We start from the raw sequence: 22894 nt of genomic DNA, 5'->3' as shown, positions 1-22894 counted from the left end.
ATGAACGCTAAGAAAGAAGTCTATTCACTGATTAAATTTATTCATAACTTCTAAAAATGGGGTATCTATCCAGCTAATAGATGCATCAGCAGAACGTTTCATTGCTGTATGAATATCATCCTGTTCATCCGGACGGAATTTTCCAAGTACATAATTTGGTACAGACATCCCTGATGGTGGACGATCCACTCCAATTCGAATGCGCTTAAAGTTTTGGGTGCCAAGATGAGCAATCAATGATTTAATTCCGTTATGACCACCTGGACTGCCTTTTTGACGGAGACGAATTTTTCCAACCGGTAAGTCTAAATCATCATAAATAACGAGTAAATCTTCAACTGAAAGATCAAAGTAATCTAAAAGCGGTCTTACTGATTCACCAGATAAGTTCATATATGTTTGCGGCTTCAATAAAATAACTTTTTCATCATTTATATTCTTCATCCCATAGATGCCATGAAACTTTTTTTTATCAAGTGGTATTGTAAGCTGGTCGCTTATTAAATCAATGACATCAAAGCCAACATTATGACGTGTATGATCATATTTTACTCCAGGATTTCCTAGCCCTACAATTACTTTCACCTTTATTTCCCCGCTTTCCTGCATTTCTTCCGTATTTTTTCTTAGGATATTTTATCCATCATCGTAAAAAAGGCGTAACCGTTTGGTTACGCCTTTCTAGGACGAACGCTATTCTTGATTATTTTCATTTTCACTGTTTTCGCCAATTACTTCTGGCTCATCTTGCTGGGCGGCTTCTTCTTTATCTTCTGCTACAGCTCCTTCTTGAGTTGGAGCAATAATGGAGACGGCTACTTCTTCAGGGTCATTTAAAATTTCACAATTTCCTGATGCTTTAATATCTTTTATTTGAATCGTGTCACCAATATCTAATGCTTCTACATTTATATCAATGCTTTCTGGAAACTCTGCAGGCAGTGCACGTACAGAAATTTCATGAAGAAGCTGCTGAGTGACACCGCCGTCCTTAGAACCAGCTGATTCACCAATTAAATGTACAGGTACATCTGCATCAACTTCTTGATTCATATCCACTTCATAAAAATCAGCGTGTACGTAGGCATCTTTTAAAGGATCTTTCTGAAGATCATATACCATAACGGAATGAGATTCATTTTCCACCTTTAACGTGATAACACCATTTTTTCCGACAGAACGGTACACTTTAAGAAATTCGGGACTATCCACAAAAATAGGTTTGCTTTCCTTTTTTTGCCCATAAAGAACAGCTGGAATACCGCCATTGTTACGAATTTGTGTTAAAACCGATGATTTTTTTGTATCGCGTATTTCTGCTTTTAATGTTGCACTCACTGTTTAAAGACCACCTTTCCAACGAGATTATCGTCTATAAAGATATTCCCGATTTTTAGGTGTTTTAAACATTAAGCAGGAAAATTAATCAAATAACTTGCTGACAGATAGTTTTTCATGAACACGAATAATTGCTTCACTTAAAAGCGGCGCCACTGAAAGCTGTGTTACCTTTTCGATTCGCTTTTCTTCCTTTAACGGAATTGTATTTGTCACAACGAGCTCTTTAATTTTTGAATTTTGAATGCGCTCAATAGCTGGTCCTGATAAAACAGGGTGTGTACAACAAGCATACACTTCTTTTGCTCCATTTTCCACTAATGCATTTGCTGCTAATGTAATAGTTCCTGCCGTATCAATAATATCATCAATTAAAATCGCCGTTTTCCCTTCAATATTTCCGACAATGTTCATTACTTCCGCAACATTTGGACGCGGGCGGCGCTTATCAATAATCGCAATTGGTGCTTTTAATCGATCTGCCATTTTACGGGCACGTGTTACCCCGCCATGATCTGGAGAAACAACGACAATATCATCTAAATGCTTCTGTTCAAAATGATCAGATAAAATCGGGACACCCACTAATTGATCAACTGGAATATCAAAGAAACCTTGGATTTGTGCAGCATGAAGATCAAGCGTAATCATGCGCGTTGCCCCAGCCGTTTCTAATAAGTTTGCTACAAGCTTTGCTGTAATCGGCTCACGCGCTCTTGCTTTGCGGTCCTGACGCGCATACCCATAATAAGGCATTACCACATTAATTGTTTTTGCAGAAGCTCGTTTTAATGCATCAATTAAAATGAGTAATTCCATATAATGTTCATTTACCGGTTCACTTGTAGATTGAATAATATATACATCACAGCCGCGAATGCTTTCTTCAATGTTAATTTGAATTTCTCCATCACTAAAACGTGTAACTGAACATTTTCCCATATTCACGCCGATTTGCTCAACGATTTCTTGAGCAAGCTCAGGGTTTGAATTCAATGAAAATACCTTCAAATTTGGATCTAAATAATTGGCCATTGTGGAAATTTCCCTCCGTTATGAGTTTTTCTTATCTTGTAGTTTTGAAACGTACTTTTCTTTAGTTGTTTGACGAGCGCGTGCAATTGACAGAGCATCACTTGGCACATTATCTGTAATCGTTGAACCAGCTGCAATAAAGGCATCTTTTCCAACTGTAACAGGAGCAATAAGATTTACATTACATCCAACAAAAGCGCCATCTTCTACTTTTGTTAAATATTTATTTTTTCCATCATAATTAACGGTAATGGAACCACAGCCTAAATTTACATTTTCACCAATTTCAGCATCACCAACATAACTTAAATGAGAGGCTTTGCTGCCGTTACCCATTGTTGACTTTTTCACTTCAACGAAATTTCCAATCTTAATGTCATCTCCAAGAATTGATTGCGGACGAATATGAGCAAATGGTCCGATGTTTACTCCATCACCAACTTTACTCTCATGGACAACGGATTGTTTAATAGTTGTGTTATTTCCAATACGACTCTCTTTCACTTCAGAATGCGGTCCAATTTCACACTCTTCTCCAATTATAACTTCACCATGAAGGAATGTTCCGGGATAAATAACAGTATCTTGGCCAATCACTGCGTCAGCTGAAATATAAGTTTGCGAAGGATCAATAAGTGTGACACCGTTTCGCATATGCTCCTCATTAATACGCTTTCTCATAATCTCTTCAGCTTTTGACAATGCTGCACGATCGTTTACACCAATTGTTTCTTCAAATAGTGGAGTTTGATATGCCGCTACAACTTTACCTTGTTTTTGTAAAATTTCAATCACATCAGGAAGGTAGTATTCCCCTTGGGCATTATTATTATTAACTTGCTGTAACACTTCAAACAGAATTTTATTATCAAAGCAGTATGTTCCTGTATTAATTTCTTTGACGGCTTTTTCTTCTAGACTAGCATCCTTTTCTTCTACAATGCGCTCTACTTGTCCAGAGGCATTACGAATAATACGACCATATCCTGTAGGATTTTCAATATGTGCTGTCAGAATCGTTGCTTTTGCTTTCTCTTCTTCATGACAGTGAAGCAGCGCTTCCATCGTTTCTGCTGTAATTAATGGTGTATCCCCGCATAATACGATGGTTACTCCTTCTTTACCGTCAAGATATTCACTCGCCTGCATGACTGCATGAGCTGTCCCAAGCTGTTCTTCCTGCAGACCATACGAAACCGACTCGCCTAATGTTTCCTTAACCATCTCCGCGCCATGACCGACAATTGTAATAATTTTTTCAAGTTCGAGCTCATTCACTTGATCCACGACATGTTGAACCATCGATTTTCCACATACTGGATGAAGAACTTTATATAACTTAGACTTCATACGAGTTCCCTGACCAGCTGCCAAAATTACCGCATACCGATTTGCCATATGTTTATTTTAACCTCCAAGGATTACATTTTTTCCACTATGAATATTATCTTAAAAACGGCTTTATTTCAAGAAATGTCACGAATTATACTCAATTTAAAACATTTACAGCTTTTTCATTATCATTTAAAACGATTACAATTAGTACGTCCATAACTTTCACTTAATTGATAGACATTCGATGATTTTGTTTAAGTAAATCTATGTAAATGCTCTATCATAAAAGCTCTCACTTCTATTAAACATAAAAAAGAACCTAACATTCTTCATTAGGTTCTGGTTGTAAATCTTATTAGGAAGCACCTGCTTCTTCTAATGCATTTTCCATTGCCCCTACACGCTCGTACTCTGATAATACAGCTGTTTGGATTTTATCTCTTGTATTCGAATTAATAGGATGTGCAATATCGCGGAACTCACCATCTGGTGTACGCTTGCTTGGCATAGCTACAAATAAACCATTATTGCCATCAATTACACGGATATCATGAACAACAAATTCATGGTCAATGGTAATTGATGCAATTGCACGCATTCGCCCTTCCGTATTCACACGGCGTAATCTTACGTCAGTTACTTCCATTTTCCTTAACCCCACCTTTTTCCAGATATAAGAGTATACTAGTTCTATTCAACACCTTCTAAAAAATCCCTTCTAAAATTAGAAAAATAATTAAAATAATTTTAAATTTTCAACGTTTATATTACAAATAATGACAGAAACTTCACCTAAAAAATAAGAAGCTGACTCAATTGAGTCAGCTTCTTATTTTACAAGAGCAATAACTTCCATTTCGATTTTTACGTCTTTTGGTAGTCTTGCTACTTCTACACATGATCTTGCAGGTTTATGTTCAGCGAAGTATGAACTGTACACTTCGTTAATAACTGGAAAATCATTCATATCTTTAATAAATACAGTCGTTTTAACGACCGTATCAAGCGATGCACCAGCTTCTTCTAATACAGCTTGAATGTTTTTGAATACTTGATGTGTTTGTTCAACAACATCACCTTCAATAAGATCGCCTTCTGCTGTTAATGGAATTTGTCCAGAACTGTAAAACAGATTGTTTACGATAATACCTTGAGAATATGGACCAATTGCTTGTGGTGCTTTATTTGTATGAACTGCTTTCATGTTTGTAATCCTCTCCTTACTACTCAATTGTATAATCAGTTGGTCTTAATAGTCGTTCGGGATAGCTTCGGTAATTTCCTTCTACAATGTTGATTTTTTTCTCTTTTTCATCTACTTCAAGACGCATCATTGAAGTATATTCTTCAACAAGTCTTTCTTCAACACCTTCAGCTTCCACTAATACACCAATTCCGGCAAGGTTTGCTTGAAATTCTTCAAGTAAACTAATCATTCCATGAATTGTACCGCCAGCTTTCATAAAGTCATCCACAACTAATACATTTGAACCAGCATCAAGACTTCTTCGTGAAAGTGCCATTGTTTGAAGGCGTTTAGAAGAACCTGATACATAGTTAATGCTGACTGTGGATCCTTCTGTCACACGGCTGTCACGTCTTACAATAACCACTGGAACATTTAAATGTGTTGCAATGGCATATGCAAATGGAATCCCTTTTGTTGCAACCGTCATAACAACATCAATTTCTGTTTTTGCAAAAATAGATGAAAATAAACGGCCAATTTGATTCATTAAGCGGGGATCACCTAATATATCTGTCATATATAAATATCCGCCCGGTAATAAACGTTCTGACTTAGCGAATACTTCCTGAATTTCTTCAAAAAGTTTTTTTGCTTCATTTTCATTCATCATCGGTGTGAATTTCACACCACCTGCAGCCCCAGGAATCGTAAGAATTGAACCAACACCCTGATGCTCGAATTGTTCTTTAATAATTGCTAAGTCTTCACTAATAGAAGATTTAGCAGATTTATATCGTTCTGAAAAAAATGTTAATGGTACTAGTTCATGTGGATGCTGCAGCATATAACGTGTCATATCAACAAGTCTGCCGCTTCGCCGTAACTTCATAGGAGGACCTCCAAAATCCGAATATTATATAGATAATATATCATTTTCATACGGATTTAATCAACCCTCACTCTCTCCTAATAAACGAACAGTGTAGACTTGATTACAAAAACCCCTTAATCCGTTATAAATTCTTCTCATACGCGTTTCATATTTCGTAATTCCAAAAACAGTTGGTCCGCTTCCACTCATAAGGACGCCATCTGCCCCCAACTGCTCCATTTGTCTTTTAATTTGCTCTACTTCAGGATATAAAGAAAGCGTCACATTTTCTAATACATTGCCAAGTTCACTGCACATCAACTTATAATCTTTTGTATGCATCGCTTCAACCATCTTTTCAACATTAGGATGAACGATATCTTCTAATTTTAAACGGCGATATACTTCAGCCGTCGATACACCAGTAGATGGTTTCGCAAGAATAATCCAACAAGAAGGCGGTGAAGGAATGTGCTTAATAATTTCGCCACGTCCTGTTGCAAGCGCTGTCCCTCCATATACACAAAAGGAAACATCAGATCCAATCTCAGCACCTAATGCTGCTAGTTCATCAAATGACAGTCCTAATCCCCATAACTGGTTTAATCCTTTTAATGTGGCAGCTGCATCACTGCTTCCACCTGCTAAACCAGCGGCTACAGGGATGTTTTTTTCTATATGAATTGAAACACCTTTTTTAATATGAAAACGTTCCTGCAGTAATTCTGCGGCTTGATACGCTAAATTGCGGCGGTCATTTGGAATAAATCCGCTTGTTGAATCAATTTTTATCACGTTATCATTACGCAGTGTTAAATTAATGCGATCCGCTAAATCAACTGTCGTCATTACCATTTTCACTTCATGATAGTTATCTTCACGCTTATGTAAAACATCTAGTGACAAATTAATTTTAGCTGGAGCTTTTACTGATATTTTCAACCAAATCACCTTCTACCTTCTACATTCCGCACTTTATTGTAACATACCGCTTTCATAAAGAAAACTCGGTAAAAGCCAAGTTCTTTCAGCTCACCTTCTCTTTTTATTTTATTTAAATAAAACGCTATATAAAAGTATAGATTATTGTCTCAAAGCACTGAATAAAAAGAAAAACCGAAGTCCTGGACTTCGGTTTTACAGAGGGATTTAGTTATTATTAGTGAGCTTTGTTTGAGCAATTTCTACCGCACGTTTTACGATATTGCCTGCATCTTTTGCGCGAATTCCGCCCCAGCCTTCTTTTTCTACAACATTATAGAAGCCAAGTTCTTTCGCAATTTCTTCTTTTAAGCGATCAGACATGATGCCTCGTCTCCTTGCCACACTATCTTCCCCTTTCATCCTCTGTACATTTAGTATTTGAAAGGTGCAGAAAACTATAAGAGTTGTATGTATCCTAAAATTGAAAAATTATCTAATAAAACAACATAAAAAAGCAGTTAGACGATGTCTACTGCCCGTTTACCGCAAGATGTCCATGGCTTTCACCAAATGTTAGTTCTACTGTCTCTGTTAATACATCTGTATAACTATAAGAAACACGCTCAAAAGAGTTTGATTCTTGATCTAATTTCACAATAAATACTGATGGATACGTTTCCTCAAGCACGCCGGAACGTTCAATGGTTTTTCGTCGTCCACCATTTGCTTTTAATGTTAGACGCTGACCCACACATTCTTCTAAAGTTTTCTTAATTTCGACAATTGTTTTACCCATTTTGGAACACCCACCTCACTTAGTTTAAATTATAACATTTTTTGTTGAATTTTGTCAAATAAAATTTAAATTATAACAATTAAACAAGTTTAATGTCAACCATTTTTTCGCTTTCCATATTATACTTTCCTTAGTATCTTCCTAATTTTTAAAATTATGTATGAGTGACTAACAAATGATACATGTGAATGTTCTATATTAGTGAATCCTATTTCATAGTGCGATTAAAAAACCTTAAACGACCAAACAAGATTATGTTTGGTCGTTTAAGGTTTCTTCATCTTCTTGAATCGGCATCCCTGTTCTTAATAAACCTCTTGTTTCAACACCACCAAGACCTTCTTCTCCTGTTAATGTATTGCGCAGCACTTCAATGACATTAACACGATCCATAAATGAAGCTAAGCAAATTTTTGACACAATATAAACCGGATCAAGCGCATGGATATTTACCCTTGAAGGTGAGCTTGCAAAGTTTGCTCCTGCCTTTATAAGCGACTCAAAGTGAGATTGACAGGCTCCTGCAAAAATCACAAGATGATCAAGATTTCCAATTTTTGAGCGCACCTCTTTTACTGTACGAACAAAGTGTTTGGAATGCCGGTATGCCTGCAGATCATTTTTCTTTCCTTTATTTTTCAAATAAGCATCGTGACCTGTAAGGACGAGCACTTCAGGACGAACCTTGTCTATTAAAGGCGGAACCTTCTGCGGCATGTCCACTTCATTCATATGTACACCAAATACAGGTACCGATAATTTTTTATACAACTCCAAACATTTATTTAAATAAAGAGCATCTCCATCAATATGCAGTACTTTACCAGGAAGTTCAAAATAACTTTTTTTCGTTTGATAACCATTTGTAGCTGTATATTCCCTTTTGCGCCTAAGCAGCTGGTAATCTTGGCGAAAAAGGCGGTAAGAACGATCTTCTTTTTCTTTTAATTCCTGCCTTAGCTTCTGTCTTTCAGGCGCAGAAACAATGATTAAATCATTAAGAGGAGCATCTGCAATAAGACGCATTTCCTCCCCAATTAATTCCACGATCTGTTTTTCTTCAGATATTTTTTGAACTCGAAATAGTAAATCGCATTTGTAAGATTTTCTTGCAACAATATCGCCTACCCGTATCGTCATTTTAATGCCTCCCTGCACAGCTTTTTCATTGAGGCTTACGTCTTATTAAAATGATATGTGCAGAAAGGCAAAACATGATTATCATTTTAAGCGTTTGTAAAGCGCATCACTCATGCGGGCAAATTCCTCGATAGAAAGACTTTCTCCTCTTCGTTTTGGATCAATTTCTGCACTTGCCAATGCTTCTTCAACAAGAGGCTTTTGGTTTTTTGAAAATAAATTGTGTGTAAGATTATTTAGTAATGTTTTGCGGCGCTGTGCAAAACTTGCCCTTACAACTGTAAAGAAAAATTCCTCATCAATTACATCAACGAGCGGTTTTTCTCGCATTGTTAGACGAAGCACTGCTGAATCCACATTCGGCTTTGGTACAAACACCGTACTCGGCACTATAAATACGGTTTCTGCCTTGGCATAATATTGAGTCGCAATCGATAATGATCCATATTCTTTTGTACTAGGAGATGCCGCAATCCGATCTGCCACTTCCTTTTGAATCATACAAACAATTCCGCGAATGGGAAGCTTTTCTTCAATTAATTTCATTAAAATTGGCGTTGTTACATAATAAGGGAGGTTTGCAACTACCATTATATCTTGGCCATTTGGAAAATTATCCTTAATAACCGCTTTTACATCTGCTTTTAATACATCCGAGTGAATAATATTTACATTTTGATAAGGTGATAATGTATCTTCTAAAATAGGAAGCAGTCGATCATCAATTTCAAAAGCCACTACTTTCTCAGCTGTTTTGGCAAGCTGTTCTGTTAATGAACCAATTCCAGGTCCGATTTCAATAGCTCCAGAGTTTCCCGTTAACCCGGCACTGGCTACAATATTACGGATAATATTTGAATCAATTAAAAAGTTTTGCCCTAAACTTTTTTTAAACGAGAAACCATATTTTTCTAAAACAGCTTTTGTCCGCTGTGGCGTAGCAATTTCCTTATTCATTTCTTTTCCTCCTGTAACACGCTTCTCATCACATCGATAAACTCTTCCTGCGTAATTTGAAACATGCGTAATCGCTTGTATAGTTGTTTCCCATTCATGTAACCGATATTTAGCTTTTGACCAATCTTTTCACGTCTTTGTTTTGCTTTTGGACCACCAATTAACCCGGCATCCACAAGATCCTGCCATGGAATTAACTCTGCATCTCTTTCCATCTCTTCTTTTACTTTAGAAAGGGCTTGCTGAATGGCGAGTTTAGAAGCATGCTCCACCCCTAGACCTTTACCTGACCGAGCGATTGCTTCTTGCTTTGGTAAAAATGCATGTTTACACCCCGGAACACGGGCACTTACGATTTTACGAATTCTTTCACCAGGATAATCAGGATCTGTAAAAATAATAACACCGCGCTTTTTTTGAGCTACTTCAATACGCTTTAATGTTTCTTCACTAATTTCAGATCCATTTGTTTCTAATGTATCCGCATCAACAGCATGCTGAATCGCAATTGTATCACTTTTTCCTTCCACAACAATAATTTCTTTAATTTTCATGTTTTCCTCCAATTTTGAAACCTTTTCTAAGTATAAATCGTCTTAAACATAGAAAACAACACCCTTATTTACTAGCGCTAAAAAATTAAAAAACAGAGGGATCAGCACCCTCTGTTCATTACTTTTATTGTAAAATTTTAATACGGACTGCTTTACGTCCCCATGCATACGCTTGGGATTTGCTTGCAAAAAAGACATCAATTTTGTTTCCTTTAATTGCACCGCCTGTATCTGCAGCAATCGCATAGCCATAGCCCTCAACATAGACTTTCGTTCCAAGCGGAATCACGCTAGGATCAACGGCTATAACTTTTGCCCCAGGGTTTGCTTTTAAATTCACACCTGTTGCTGTTACTCCTGAACAGCCTGCACAGGATGCTGTATAAGCTGTACTTGTGACATAAAATTCATTTTTAACAGTACCGCTATTTCCACGTGAGACGGTTTGAACAGGCTTTGTACCTACAGCAACAATTCTATCAGAACTTTCTTTTACTGTTGTTTCTTCCAGCAGTTTTCGAGATACTTCTTTACCGTTTTCTAATACCACTTCGTATTTCTTTTCAATCCGGCCTTTTTCTCCCGCTTCAACTACTTTTTGTTTTCCTTTTGTTAATGATGAATCCTTTTTCGTAACTGTTGCATAATCCACTTCTTCTTCCACTACATCGGTGACCTTTTCGACCCGAATCACATTTATATTTGTTTCTCGTGTAACTTCTTCCGCTAATCCCGGCTCTACGCGATCAAGTTCGTTTAATGTTACATCATGTTGTTTTAAAAGGTCAGCGACCGTAGTCGAAGTTGTCCATACCTTTTCTTTTTCGTTCCCCACTGCAAGAGGTACTTCAAAGGCAGACTTATAGTTTACCTGCATGTTTTCTGTAATTTTCGTATTTAATGCAGGGTTAATTTGATCATGCTCTTTTACTTCAATGCCATTAGCTTTTAAAAATTCGCCAACCGTTTCTTTGGTTGTCCATTTCTTTTCCTGCTCATTATCTGCTGTTAATACAAGAGACTTCGCAGCTTTATAGACAATTTCCATTTCTGATTGAAGGGCTGTATCTAAACTAGGGTTTACTTCATCATGTACAGCTGCTGTTATATTATTGTCCATCAAAAGTTCTTCAACTGTCTCAGCATGTGATTTAATTTGACTCTCTTCGCCATTTACAACAAGGGTTATAGGTTTTTTCGTCATCTCAAAAATGACCACACCACTTACAGCAACCAGCACCACAACACTAAGGATGGACATGAACAGCCTTTTCCCCTTTAAGAATCCGGAAAAAACTTTCATGTTTTTATTCATCGGTTTAAACTCCTCCTTAATGAACATGGATTATATCCATGAACTTTCCTTTTGTCAACCTCTCGACTTTTCAAACAAGGAATTTTTGAAAAAATTGACTACCTAAAAAGAGAAACTTCCCGACGTGAATCGTCCTGGACTTTCAACGATTTACACCTTATAAGGAATACAGCTTAGACGCAAAGTAAAACCCAACATTTACCTAATTTAGTTTGAATAGTTTTTTAGCATTTTCGGACGTTTTTTCAGCCAGCTCTTCATAAGAAATTCCTTTTAACTCAGCAATCTGTTCGGCCACAAGCCTCACATATGCTGGTTCATTTCGCTTTCCACGGTATGGATGTGGCGCTAAAAATGGGCAGTCTGTCTCAATAAGCAGACGATCAATTGGTAAATCTGCTGCGACTTCTTTTGGCTTTTTCGCATTTTTAAAGGTAACAGGTCCGCCAAACGATATGTAAAAATTCATATCTACACAAGCCTTGGCAACTTCTAAGCTTCCGCTGTAACAGTGCATAATTCCCCCTACAGCCTCTGCTCCCTCTTCTCTTAAAATATCAATCACATCTTGTGTTGCTTCGCGATTATGAATAATGATAGGTAAGTTTACTTTCTTAGCCAGTTGAATTTGTTTGCGAAATACTTCTTGCTGCACTTCTTTTGGTGACTTATCCCAATGGTAATCAAGACCCATTTCACCAAGTGCTACAACTTTTGGATGACTGCTTAACTTTTCAAGCCAAGCTAAATGTTCCGCTGTCATATCCACTGCATCAACAGGATGCCATCCAACTGACGCATAAATGAAATCATAAGCTTCAGCAAGCTCCATCGCACCGTTAATTGTCACTTCATCAAAGCCTACAACAACCATTTGTGAGACACCAGCTTCTCTAGCTCGTTGAATCACCGCCGCTCGATCTTCGATGAATTGTTCTGCATTTAGATGTGTATGTGTATCAAATAGCATGCAATGACCCACCTTATCATTAATTTCTTCTCTAAGTGTAACAAAAGAATAAATACATTTCTAATTCAAAACAGTTTCATTTCCATTACATTTCCTTTACAAAAACAGCGAATTAGAAGGATTCTTGTCGAACAAGGTGAAAAGATCAGCATCCTTTATCAAGAACACTGACCCTATTCATCAATATCTTACCTTATTTTACTTTCGTACCGTTCGGAAGCGCATCACCAATTGAGGCAAGCTCAAGTTTTCCATCTTTTTCACCTGCTAAAATCATTCCTTCTGAAAGCTCACCGCGCAGTTTAACAGGCTTTAAGTTGGCAGCAAGAATCACTTTTTTACCAACTAATTCTTCAGGTTTATAAAATTTTGCAATACCTGAAACAACTTGGCGCTTTTCATACCCAACATCAAGCTGCAATTTCAAAAGCTTATCTGCTTTTTTAACTGGCTCGGCAGCAATTACTTCAGCTACACGCAAATCAACTTTTGAAAAATCATCAATTGTAATTTCATCTGTATCTGGCTTTTCAACAGGCTTTTCTTCCTTCTGCTTTAATACGCCACCCATTTGTTCTACAATATAAGCCACTTCTTCTGCTACTTCTAAACGAGGAAATAATGGCGTACCTTTTTGAACCGTTTGCCCGCCAATCGTTTTACCAAATTGGTATAAGCTGTCCCATACAGTTCCAGCCCCTTCTTGTACACCGAGCTGATGCCAGATTTTTTTAGGTGCTTCCGTCATAAACGGCTGCAGTAAAATGGATACATAACGCAATGATTCAGCTAAATGAGTCATAACAGAAGCAAGTTTTTCACGTTCATTTTCATCTTTTGCTAATACCCATGGTTGGGTTTCATCAATGTATTTGTTTGTACGGCTAATCAACTGCCAAACTGCTGTTAAAGCAACAGAAAACTCCATACTTTCAAGGGCATCTTCTGCTTTTTTGACGGTACTGTTTACTACTTCCACTAAGCTGTCATCAAATGGTGTCACAGCTCCCTGATAAGTTGGAATTACCCCATCAAAATACTTATCAATCATGGCAACGGTACGATTTAATAAATTTCCTAAATCATTTGCAAGATCATGATTAATACGCTCCACAAAGCTTTCCGGTGTAAAGACACCATCAGAACCAAACGGCACTTCCCGCAGTAAATAATATCGAAGCGCATCTAAGCCATAGCGCTCAATTAATGTAACAGGATCAACAACATTTCCTTTTGATTTTGACATTTTGCCGTCTTTCATTAACAGCCATCCATGTGCAAAAACTTTCTTTGGCAGCGGTAAATCGAGTGCCATTAACATGATTGGCCAATAAATCGTATGAAAGCGAACAATCTCTTTTCCGACTAAATGAACATCTGCAGGCCAATATTTTTCATACTTTGCTTGATTTTCTGTTCCATAACCAAGTGCTGTAATATAATTAGAAAGAGCATCAATCCACACATAAACAACATGCTTTGGATTGTTAGGCACTTTCACGCCCCAGTTAAACGATGTACGAGAGACAGCTAGATCTTCAAGACCTGGTTTAATGAAATTATTAATCATTTCATTTTTACGTGACTCCGGCTGAATAAACTCTGGATTTTCTTCATAAAACTTCAGCAGACGGTCCGCATATTTGCTCATTTTAAAGAAATAAGATTCTTCTTTTACTTTTTCAACAGGCCGACCACAGTCGGGACAATTTCCCTCATCTAACTGCAGCTCTGTAAAAAATGACTCACAAGGTGTGCAGTACCATCCCTCATATTCATCAAGATAAATATCACCTTGAGCAACAAGCTGATCAAATATTTTTTCAACGACATTTTTATGGCGTTCTTCTGTTGTACGAATAAAATCATCATAGGAAATATCGAGTTTCTTCCAAAGATCTTGAATGCCGCTTACAATTTTATCAACATAAGCTTGTGGTGTTACACCTTGTTCTTCTGCTTTTTGCTGAATCTTTTGGCCATGTTCATCCGTTCCTGTTAAATACATAACATCATAACCGCGAAGACGCTTATAACGAGCAGCAGCATCCCCAGCAACTGTTGTATAAGCATGTCCAATATGTAGTTTTCCGCTCGGATAATAAATCGGGGTTGTTATATAAAAGGTCTTTTTCTTTTCAGCCATTTTGTTCCCTCCTAATTACTTCATCCATAATTAAATTGCCACACTCTATTTTACCATTTCTATCATAATAAAAAAGCTTTCGCCCTATGCGGACAAAAGCTAAGTTATTTCTACAACCAAAACGTTCTTCACTCTCCTGCCAAGCTCTTACACAGCATGAGATTTATTGGCCTATAACCTACTATTTTAACCATTCCGCTCCATTTCTTATTAAAAGATCTTTCTTTCATTTTTGCCGCTTCTTTCATCAAAATATACCTAATTGCCTAAGTCATTGTCAAGCGGTCTCCTATTAATAACCTATTTTATGGAATTTTTGTCGAAATAAAAATAAATTCTTTGTCGAATGAAATTTTTTTCGACAAACCTTCATATCTCTATATACCATATATTACTATAAAATTTCCTCACTATTGTTAGAAAAAATGTTATATAATGTTTAAGAAGACACTTTGTCGCCTTCGCAAACCTTGATATAACGCAGTTTGTTATTTTTTAAAAATAATTCCATTTTCTAAAAAAAATGATTGACGACTTTTGGAAACGTTGGTATTATAAAACTATAAGATAGAATTTTGTCGAAAAGTGACGTGTGATATAAAATTGCATGAGAGGAGAACACTTCATGAAATCTACTGGTATTGTTCGTAAAGTTGATGAATTAGGTCGTGTTGTTATTCCAATTGAGCTTCGCCGTACATTAGGTATTGCAGAAAAAGATGCTCTTGAAATTTATGTTGATGATGATCGCATCATCTTAAAAAAATATAAGCCAACAATGACTTGTCAAGTAACTGGTGAAGTATCTGACGATAACTTTACACTTGCAAATGGTAAAGTTATTTTAAGCAAAGAAGGCGCAGAGCAAATTTTAAAAGAACTTCAATCGCAACTGACAAACAGTTAATTAAATATAAAAACTCCTTCTGCTTTATTGTAGAAGGAGTTTTTTCATTATTCAACATTTTTTCATTATTCAACATGATAAGCTTGATAAACTTCACGTTTTGGAAGATTCCGGTCTTTTGCTGCTTTTTTTATTGCATCTTTTGGATTGAGTCCTTCTTCCTCGCAGTAATAATTAACATGGTCTTTTAATGTAAAACTTTCCCACCAAACTTCTTCACTTTTTATTTCCAACTCTGAGGCCCCTTCAACGATAAAACAAAATTCCCCTCGAGGGTCATTTTCTTGAAACCAGGAACGCACATCTGAAATGCTTCCACGAATAAACTCTTCATACTTTTTTGTAAGTTCACGCGCAGTAACCATGTTTCGGTTTCCAAACAATGCTTCAACTTCTTTTAATGTTTCTTTTACACGGTGAGGGGCCTCATAAAAAATAAGCGAACTTCTTATGTTTTTCAGTTCTTCTAATACTTCTTTTTTCTCTTTTTTTTGACGTGGTAAAAATCCGTAAAAATAAAATTGATCTGTTGGAAGTCCTGAAGCAATTAATGCGGTTAGCGCGGCATTTGCGCCTGGAAGCGGAATTACAGCGATTTCAGCTTCTATACAGCTTACAACCAGCTCATAGCCTGGATCGGAAATCGCTGGGGTACCAGCATCGCTAACAAGAGCAATTGTGTCACCATTTAATATTCGTTCCTTTAATTTTTGTCCGCTTACTTCTTTATTATGTTCATGGTAACTAATAAGCGGGGTATCAATTTCAAAATAATTACAAAGTTTTTTTGTTTGTCTCGTATCTTCTGCTGCAATCACATTGGCTTCTTTTAAAATTCTAACAGCCCGAAATGTCATATCTTCTAAATTTCCAATTGGTGTAGGCACTAAATATAATTGTCCCTTAGATGAAGCTTGCTGAAAACTTTGCTGCTGCACAATCATTTCTCCTTTTCAATAAGCTGCTTTTTTTGATTCCTAGATAATTGTTTAATTCGATATTCTTCCTGCATGGCTTCACGCTTTGTTAAGAAGGTCTTCTCATATACAAGCTCAACTGGCTGTCTTCCTCTCGTATATTTCGCCCCTTTTCCCTGCTGATGAACAAGAAGGCGTCGTTTTAAATTATTCGTATACCCTGTATAAAGAGTGCCGTCTCCGCATTCTAATATATATACATAATAATTATTTTCCATATAAAATCCGCTTCATTTCTTCTGTATAATGACCCTCTTTTGTATGAATCATAATCGGAGGTAAAATTTTTAAATCTGGTTTTCCTTTTTTTGTCCCTTCAATAAGGAGCATATTCGCTGCTTTTCCTTCTACCGGATGAATAAACTGCAGACGCTTTGGTTCAATATGATAAGCACGCATAAAGTTTACAATCTCTAATAAGCGGTTGGGTCTATGCACAAAAGCTGCTTTTCCTCCGTGTTTTACAAGATGGGCGCTTACTCTGACAACATCCTCTAACGAACAGTAAATTTCATGACGTGCAATTGCTAAATGTTCATTAACATTAATCAAGTCTTTTGCAGCAGTGTTAAAATAAGGCGGATTGCAGGTTACGACATCAAATTTTTTTCCTTTTAATAGCTTCGGTGCATCGTTAATATCTGCACGCATGAACTCGATTCTTTCTTCCATATGATTCATCGCCGTACTTCTACGAGCCATTTCATACAAACGCTCTTGAATTTCTATTCCGGTAATATTTGCTTTACTGCGCTGACTTAACAATAATGGAATGACCCCATTGCCTGTACATAAATCAAGCAAATTTCCTTTTTGAATCGGAACATGGACAAAATTTGCGAGCAAAATCGCATCTAATGAAAAGGAAAAGACACGATGACTTTGAATAATTTGCAGCTCTTCTTTCCCAATAAAATCAATACGCTCATCTTCATAAAGTTCAAACATCTTGTTGTTCCCCTTACTGGTTAAACATTTTTATTCTATTAATAGTTTCTATATTATCTTAAAAAATAGTCTTTCCACTCAATGGAAAGACTAAAAGTTACTGCTTATTTAAAAAGGATAAGCAAAACAAACAATCACCCTCTGTACGAATACTGCCATAGTGTAAGTTACAAATGTGAAATCCTTCTTGATAAAGGCGGGCTAAGTTATCATAGCCTTCACTTACTTCAGGCTTCGTTTTTTGCTTGCTTTTTGTCTGTGGATCCTGTTCATTTTTTAGTGATGTTTTCTTTTGCTGCTCAACTACTTTTTCTAATCTTTCCCTTAAATGGCGGTTTTCAATTTCTAGATGATGATTTTCTTCTAATAGTGCTGCTAATTGCTCTTTTAAATCTCCTAATTGACGATATAGATCTCCAATTTGCTCTTCCATTGAGCTTAATTGTGAAAAAAATTCCTTTTTCCCCACCTGTTATCCACCTCATTGTTCTGTGGCTTGAGCAGAAACGGCTTCTTCATTTATAAGCTCGTCTAATGTATATTCAGTTACTCGTTCTAATTCATAAAGTTCAACTTGAACAAGGCGCTCAAGAATATTAAGCCCGACAACTTTTCCTCTTCCGTTCGGTGTTTTGATTTCTTTCCCTAAGTCAGGAAGTTCTTGCTTTGCTGTTTCATAGGCATCATTTTCATATTTTAAACAGCACATTAATCGACCGCATAATCCGGAAATTTTCGCTGGATTTAATGATAAATTTTGATCTTTTGCCATTTTAATTGATACGGGTTCAAAATCACCTAAGAATGTTGAACAGCACAGCATACGACCGCACGGCCCAATGCCTCCAAGCATTTTTGCCTCATCACGCACACCAATTTGTCGAAGTTCAATTCTTGTACGGAAGATAGCAGCGAGATCTTTTACAAGTTCACGAAAATCAACACGGCCGTCAGCAGTAAAATAAAAAATAACTTTATTGCGATCAAATGTATATTCAACGTCGACAAGCTTCATTTCCAGCTTATGCTCCTCAACTTTTTTTACACACATCTCAAACGCTTCTTTTGCAGCCTGTTTATTATCTTCAACTGTCATTTTATCTTTCTCATCTGCTAAACGAAGCACGCGTTTTAATGGTAAAACAACATCATTCTCACCAACCTGCTTCTTTTCAATAACAGCTTTTCCATACTCAATGCCGCGAGCAGTTTCGACAATAACAAAATCATTTTTTTGTATTTCAATTCCATCGGGATTGAAATAATATATTTTACCCGCTTTTTTAAAGCGGACTCCAACTACTTCATACACAATGAGTTATCCCTCCCGCAATTTAAGCACCACTTGTTCCATAACGAGCTGTGCATTTGTATTGGCATCCAAACGCCTCTTCGCGTCAAGAACTGCCGTCATATCACGGCTGATTCGTTGTTGGGAAGTTTGAAGTGCATAACGCTCTAACTTATTTTGCTCATCAGTATAAACGATTTTCTCCCCTTGATTTAATTTTATTAGTAACAAATCTTTATACCATAATAAAAGGAGGTTCAATCCAACTGTGAGTTGATCTTTTTCTTGAAAATGCGAAAGCCACTTCTCTTGAATTGTTAACAGTACTTGATGTGGTCTTTCTAGTAATTCTTCAGTCAATTGTATCACTATTTTTCGTGCTTGTGCAAACCACTCGTCCTCAATCATTTCCTTTGCTGTTCTGCTATTATTTGTGAGAGAAGCAGCCAATCGAACAAGGTTGTTTGGAAGATTTTGATCAAGTAATTGCTGCACTAATTCCTCTGAAGTTAAAGGTCGAAATGAAAGAACTTGACAGCGTGAATAAATGGTTGGCAAAATCCTGTGTATTTGCTCAGTTAACAGCACTGCAAGAGTTTGCCGACTCGGTTCTTCTAAAAATTTCAATAAACTGTTCGCCGCCTGTGTGGTCATACGATCAGCATGTTCTAAAATATACACTTTGCGGTTCGATTCCATTCCTAAATAAGAAAATTCTTTTTGGAGCTGGCGAATTTGATCAATTTTAATAGATTGACCGTCGGGTGAAATAATATGAACATCAGGGTGATTATGTGAATCAATACGTCTGCAATCTGAACAGCTGTTACAAGGTTCAATCCCTTGACGCTGCATGCAAAAAAAGCTTTTTGTAAGTTGAATGGCAATTGCTTTTTTCCCAACCCCTGTACTGCCTTCAAATAAATAGGCATGTGCAAGACGATCTTTCACTAAACTATTTGTTAACATTTTAACAATTTTTGGTTGTTTTTGCTGCCATTCATTCCAGTTTTCCAAAAAAATCACACACCTATATTATTCATTCTAATTATTATTTTAAAAGTGATGAAATTGTTCAATTGGAAGAACAAATACAGTCGCACCGCCAACTTTTACTTCTACTGGATTTGGAATATATGAATTTGCATTCCCTCCCACTGGAGAGACTGGTGCTGCTAATTGTTCTCGGCTTTGACAATTTTCTTTAATAATCTCTAGGACCCTATTTACTTGGAAATCTTCTACACCAATTAAAAAAGTTGTATTTCCAGCTTTTAAAAAACTCCCTGTACTGGCAAGCTTTGTTGCACGAAGATTTTCTTCTATTAACGCTTGTGATAAACGGTTGCTATCTTGATCCTGTACAACAGCCATTACCAATTTCATGGAAATCCTCCTTTTTTAACGTTCCATCTTTAAGCCTTGCTTGCTGCAAATGGAATCAAAATCATCTTTTATTTGTTGAAAAATCTCTTCCACACTTTGACGTCCATCAATTATATAAATCCGATCTTTTTCTGTTTCATAAATTTGGTGAAATCCATTTCTAACGGTTTCATGATATGCTAATTCCTTTTGTTCAATTCGATCAAATTGTTCTGTTTTATTTGCTGCTTTATAGCGCTCCATCATACGCTTTCTTCCCTCTTCAGGAGATAAGTCGATTAAATACGTACGACTTGGTTTTAATCCTCCTGTTGCAAAGCGGTTAATCTCGCTGATTTTATCTTGACCAATCCCTAGGCCAAATCCTTGATAAGCAATAGAAGCATCAACAAACCGATCACATAAGACAACTTTTCCTTCTTCTAGGGCTGGTATAATTTTTTCACGAACATGCTGAGCGCGTGAGGCGGCATACAGCAATACTTCTGTTTCATTTACCATTTCACTGTGTTCTGGATCTAATATGAGAGAACGAATTTTATCACTAATCGCCGTGCCCCCTGGTTCTCTTGTATGAATATAAGAGATCTCCTTTCCTTGTAAATAATGGGCAAGTTTTTGAACTTGTGTAGATTTCCCAGCACCATCTGGACCTTCAAATGTAATAAATAATCCCTGCACGTTTATTCTCCTTTATGCTCATAAACATAGATTTTTTGTTGTTTCACATGCTCTCCTCCTTGGAGACGCACCCCTTCTTGTATCATTCTCATTAATTCTTCAATCTGTTCTTTTGTAATTTTTTCCCCAGCTATTAAATAAGGAATACCAGGCGGATACGGAATAACTGCTTCTGCGGCAATACAGCCTATTGCCTCACTGAACGGTACTTTTATTCTATGATAGTGCTTCATTTCCTTATAAGTAACTACTAACTCTGAATAGTCAGTATGCCATTTAAATGTCTTACTCTGACGCTTCTTGCTATAATCAGCCTGCTTCTGATAGAATAATGCCTGTTTAATTTTGGCGGTTATTTGTTTAAGTCCCCTTATTTCAGCAAGTGGGAATACAAACAATACATTTAGCGGATCAGCAAGTTCCGTATAAATACCTTCTTTTTCTAAACGTTCTTGAATTTGAAAGCCATTTAACGCACCGTTTGTTTGAATGGTAACTTTTAATGGATCAAGTTCATAGTGAGAAGAAGCAGGAAGCACACGAATACTGTCTATTTCGTTTAATTCTTCCCGAAAGTGATTAATTTGCATTATTATTTTTTTTACCTGCTGTTCATCTAACTGGGAAAGATAATATCTTGCTAAATCGAGAGAAGCCATAATTGGATAAGAAGGGCTGCTCGATTGCAGCATGTGTAAATAAGAAGCAATTTTGTCTTCATTTATAATTTTGCTGTTAAAATGTAAAAAAGAGCCCATTGTCATGGACGGCAGCGTTTTATGAGCAGATTGTACAACAACATCTGCTCCCTTTAAAGATGCTGAAATCGGAAAAGGTGAGCCATAACCAAAATGCGCGCCATGTGCTTCATCAACAAGGACAGGAATATGAGAAGCATGTGCAAGCTGAATAATATCCGTTAAATCAACTGTCATGCCGTAATAATTAGGATTTGACAAAATAATTGCCTTCGTACTTGGATAAGCTTTTAACGCCTTTTCTAGTGCTTCTTTTGTTAAACCTACTGCAACTTGTGCTTGTTCATCAATAAAAGGAGATAAAAAAACCGGATTAACATTTGCAAGTTCTAATCCGTGGAAAATTGATTTATGCGCATTTCGCTGCACAAGTACAATATCTCCTTCATTACATGAGCCAAGAATCATCGCGAGGTTTCCAACTGTTGATCCGTTCACAAGAAAAAAAGTTGCTTGTACATTATAATACTGCGAAGCTAACTGCTGTGCTTTATCAATAGCACCAGTTGGATTATGAAGGTCATCTAAACCTGTTAGTTCTGTTGCATCAATCTTAAGCAATTGTTGAAATTCTTTTGCAGCAAATCGCGGGAAAATAGTACCGTTTTTATGACCTGGTACATGAAAAGAAGTTACTCTTTGCTTTTTCCAATCCTGCAGTGCGTTATATAATGGAGCCTCTTCCTGATTCATCGTGACATTCCTTTACAATTTCATCTTCTATTTTTATTTTATCATAAAATTTTAGCTCTTACTGCAGTTCATGCTATCTGCTAATTCTTTTCCTATTAAATAATCTATTATTTAATAGGAAATAAAAAAAGCAGGTCCGCCGTTGGGCCTGCTTGGGTTATGAAGAACGCAAACTAAGCTTCAGTTTTCCGAGCTGTTTTAAATAATAATGATAATGCTGATCACTCGTTTCTGTTGCTATCATTTCTCTCTCACAAGGTTCACAAATAAATTGATTAAAAATATGAATTCCTTTTTCCTTTTTTTCTTCGCATATTAAACATGTTTTCTCTGTTTGAAGCAATGAACGCACAGTTCACACCTCCCTATTAAAAACAAATTCTGTATGCTTCCATCTTTGACAATTCGTCAATTAAATATACATGTTTTTATTTTTCCATACACTTTTAGCTTATGTGTATATTGACGTCATTGTGTCTGTCTATTTAAAATAAAGGTTTTTCACTTAAAAGTGGATAATTAAAAAACCTGTGAATATTCATTCACAGGTTTCAGATTGCCCAGCAGCGTCCTACTCTCACAGGGGGAGAGCCCCCAACTACCATCGGCGCTGAAGAGCTTAACTTCCGTGTTCGGCATGGGAACGGGTGTGACCTCTTCGCTATCGCCACTAGACATGTGAT

Annotated in this window: 27 protein-coding genes and 1 rRNA gene; 1 reads left to right on the top strand and 27 read right to left on the bottom strand. The window is 36.7% G+C overall.

Annotated features, from left to right (window positions below):
- Positions 1-24: 24 nt before the first annotated feature.
- From pth to metG, 16 genes are all read right to left on the bottom strand, one after another.
- Positions 25-585 (bottom strand): aminoacyl-tRNA hydrolase, encoded by a 561-nt coding sequence (gene pth / locus DS031_RS20955; protein WP_113808152.1) that lies wholly within the window; start codon positions 583-585, stop codon positions 25-27.
- Positions 586-693: 108 nt separating this feature from the next.
- A complete protein-coding gene (locus DS031_RS20950) occupies positions 694-1338 on the bottom strand; it encodes a 50S ribosomal protein L25/general stress protein Ctc (protein ID WP_113808151.1) in 645 nt (214 codons plus the stop codon).
- Positions 1339-1422: 84 nt separating this feature from the next.
- Complete coding sequence (locus DS031_RS20945) at positions 1423-2373, bottom strand: ribose-phosphate diphosphokinase (protein ID WP_113808150.1); 951 nt, start codon at positions 2371-2373, stop codon at positions 1423-1425.
- Positions 2374-2391: 18 nt separating this feature from the next.
- Complete coding sequence (glmU, locus tag DS031_RS20940; protein WP_113808149.1) at positions 2392-3771, bottom strand: bifunctional UDP-N-acetylglucosamine diphosphorylase/glucosamine-1-phosphate N-acetyltransferase GlmU; 1380 nt, start codon at positions 3769-3771, stop codon at positions 2392-2394.
- A gap of 292 nt (positions 3772-4063) precedes the next feature.
- Positions 4064-4354: a septation regulator SpoVG gene (spoVG, locus tag DS031_RS20935; protein WP_113808148.1), complete on the bottom strand. Its 291-nt coding sequence runs from the start codon at positions 4352-4354 to the stop codon at positions 4064-4066.
- A 183-nt stretch (positions 4355-4537) separates the two neighbouring features.
- Positions 4538-4912 carry a RidA family protein gene (locus tag DS031_RS20930; protein ID WP_113808147.1) on the bottom strand — a complete coding sequence of 125 codons (375 nt, stop codon included), beginning with the start codon at positions 4910-4912 and terminating at the stop codon, positions 4538-4540.
- A 19-nt stretch (positions 4913-4931) separates the two neighbouring features.
- The gene (purR, locus tag DS031_RS20925) at positions 4932-5786 is read right to left on the bottom strand and encodes a pur operon repressor (RefSeq protein ID WP_113808146.1); all 855 of its coding nucleotides are present in this window, start codon (positions 5784-5786) and stop codon (positions 4932-4934) included.
- A 60-nt stretch (positions 5787-5846) separates the two neighbouring features.
- Positions 5847-6710: a 4-(cytidine 5'-diphospho)-2-C-methyl-D-erythritol kinase gene (ispE, locus tag DS031_RS20920; RefSeq protein WP_113808145.1), complete on the bottom strand. Its 864-nt coding sequence runs from the start codon at positions 6708-6710 to the stop codon at positions 5847-5849.
- A gap of 207 nt (positions 6711-6917) precedes the next feature.
- Complete coding sequence (locus tag DS031_RS20915; protein WP_113808144.1) at positions 6918-7094, bottom strand: small, acid-soluble spore protein, alpha/beta type; 177 nt, start codon at positions 7092-7094, stop codon at positions 6918-6920.
- A 127-nt stretch (positions 7095-7221) separates the two neighbouring features.
- Positions 7222-7488 (bottom strand): biofilm formation stimulator Veg, encoded by a 267-nt coding sequence (gene veg, locus DS031_RS20910; RefSeq protein WP_113808143.1) that lies wholly within the window; start codon positions 7486-7488, stop codon positions 7222-7224.
- Between the two features lie 252 nt (positions 7489-7740).
- On the bottom strand, positions 7741-8628 hold the full coding sequence (gene yabG / locus DS031_RS20905; protein ID WP_113808142.1) for a sporulation peptidase YabG: 888 nt from the start codon (positions 8626-8628) through the stop codon (positions 7741-7743).
- Positions 8629-8709: 81 nt separating this feature from the next.
- Positions 8710-9585 carry a 16S rRNA (adenine(1518)-N(6)/adenine(1519)-N(6))-dimethyltransferase RsmA gene (rsmA, locus tag DS031_RS20900; protein WP_113808141.1) on the bottom strand — a complete coding sequence of 292 codons (876 nt, stop codon included), beginning with the start codon at positions 9583-9585 and terminating at the stop codon, positions 8710-8712.
- Positions 9582-10151 carry a ribonuclease M5 gene (gene rnmV / locus DS031_RS20895; RefSeq protein WP_113808140.1) on the bottom strand — a complete coding sequence of 190 codons (570 nt, stop codon included), beginning with the start codon at positions 10149-10151 and terminating at the stop codon, positions 9582-9584. Before rnmV ends, rsmA begins: the two co-directional genes overlap by 4 nt.
- Positions 10152-10263: 112 nt before the next feature.
- The gene (locus tag DS031_RS20890) at positions 10264-11454 is read right to left on the bottom strand and encodes a G5 and 3D domain-containing protein (RefSeq protein ID WP_113808139.1); all 1191 of its coding nucleotides are present in this window, start codon (positions 11452-11454) and stop codon (positions 10264-10266) included.
- Between the two features lie 202 nt (positions 11455-11656).
- Positions 11657-12424, bottom strand: coding sequence for a TatD family hydrolase (locus tag DS031_RS20885; RefSeq protein ID WP_113808138.1), 768 nt, complete (start codon positions 12422-12424; stop codon positions 11657-11659).
- Between the two features lie 193 nt (positions 12425-12617).
- The gene (gene metG / locus DS031_RS20880) at positions 12618-14570 is read right to left on the bottom strand and encodes a methionine--tRNA ligase (RefSeq protein ID WP_113808137.1); all 1953 of its coding nucleotides are present in this window, start codon (positions 14568-14570) and stop codon (positions 12618-12620) included.
- 625 nt (positions 14571-15195) lie between these two features.
- On the opposite strand from metG, the gene DS031_RS20875 reads away from it, so the two are divergent.
- Positions 15196-15477 carry a transition state genes transcriptional regulator AbrB gene (locus DS031_RS20875; RefSeq protein ID WP_113808136.1) on the top strand — a complete coding sequence of 94 codons (282 nt, stop codon included), beginning with the start codon at positions 15196-15198 and terminating at the stop codon, positions 15475-15477.
- A 65-nt stretch (positions 15478-15542) separates the two neighbouring features.
- Here DS031_RS20875 and rsmI read toward each other — a convergent pair whose 3' ends face one another.
- The 11 genes from rsmI to rrf form a co-directional block, all read right to left on the bottom strand.
- Positions 15543-16418 carry a 16S rRNA (cytidine(1402)-2'-O)-methyltransferase gene (gene rsmI, locus DS031_RS20870; protein WP_113808179.1) on the bottom strand — a complete coding sequence of 292 codons (876 nt, stop codon included), beginning with the start codon at positions 16416-16418 and terminating at the stop codon, positions 15543-15545.
- On the bottom strand, positions 16418-16672 hold the full coding sequence (locus tag DS031_RS20865; protein ID WP_113808135.1) for a GIY-YIG nuclease family protein: 255 nt from the start codon (positions 16670-16672) through the stop codon (positions 16418-16420). The genes rsmI and DS031_RS20865 overlap by 1 nt, the downstream gene beginning before the upstream one ends.
- Entirely contained in the window at positions 16662-17402 is a 741-nt protein-coding gene (locus tag DS031_RS20860) for a tRNA1(Val) (adenine(37)-N6)-methyltransferase (RefSeq protein ID WP_113808134.1), read from the bottom strand. The genes DS031_RS20865 and DS031_RS20860 overlap by 11 nt, the downstream gene beginning before the upstream one ends.
- A gap of 97 nt (positions 17403-17499) precedes the next feature.
- Positions 17500-17835, bottom strand: a complete 336-nt coding sequence (gene yabA, locus DS031_RS20855) for a DNA replication initiation control protein YabA (RefSeq protein WP_425452003.1) — start codon at positions 17833-17835, stop codon at positions 17500-17502.
- 48 nt (positions 17836-17883) lie between these two features.
- Positions 17884-18714 carry a PSP1 domain-containing protein gene (locus DS031_RS20850; RefSeq protein ID WP_113808132.1) on the bottom strand — a complete coding sequence of 277 codons (831 nt, stop codon included), beginning with the start codon at positions 18712-18714 and terminating at the stop codon, positions 17884-17886.
- Positions 18715-18720: 6 nt separating this feature from the next.
- Positions 18721-19719 (bottom strand): DNA polymerase III subunit delta', encoded by a 999-nt coding sequence (holB, locus tag DS031_RS20845; protein ID WP_342767269.1) that lies wholly within the window; start codon positions 19717-19719, stop codon positions 18721-18723.
- Positions 19720-19749: 30 nt separating this feature from the next.
- Positions 19750-20079 (bottom strand): cyclic-di-AMP receptor, encoded by a 330-nt coding sequence (locus tag DS031_RS20840; RefSeq protein WP_113808130.1) that lies wholly within the window; start codon positions 20077-20079, stop codon positions 19750-19752.
- Between the two features lie 15 nt (positions 20080-20094).
- The gene (gene tmk, locus DS031_RS20835) at positions 20095-20760 is read right to left on the bottom strand and encodes a dTMP kinase (RefSeq protein ID WP_181833273.1); all 666 of its coding nucleotides are present in this window, start codon (positions 20758-20760) and stop codon (positions 20095-20097) included.
- Positions 20761-20762: 2 nt separating this feature from the next.
- On the bottom strand, positions 20763-22211 hold the full coding sequence (locus DS031_RS20830) for an aminotransferase class I/II-fold pyridoxal phosphate-dependent enzyme (protein ID WP_113808128.1): 1449 nt from the start codon (positions 22209-22211) through the stop codon (positions 20763-20765).
- Positions 22212-22368: 157 nt separating this feature from the next.
- Positions 22369-22563 carry a sigma factor G inhibitor Gin gene (locus DS031_RS20825; RefSeq protein WP_113808127.1) on the bottom strand — a complete coding sequence of 65 codons (195 nt, stop codon included), beginning with the start codon at positions 22561-22563 and terminating at the stop codon, positions 22369-22371.
- 206 nt (positions 22564-22769) lie between these two features.
- Positions 22770-22886: ribosomal RNA gene (rrf, locus tag DS031_RS20820) — 5S ribosomal RNA — on the bottom strand.
- Positions 22887-22894: the final 8 nt, after the last annotated feature.

Origin of the sequence: Bacillus taeanensis, assembly GCF_003318295.1 — a bacterium.
Classification (GTDB): domain Bacteria; phylum Bacillota; class Bacilli; order Bacillales; family UBA6769; genus Maribacillus; species Maribacillus taeanensis.
This window is presented reverse-complemented; position numbering and strand designations above follow the sequence as displayed.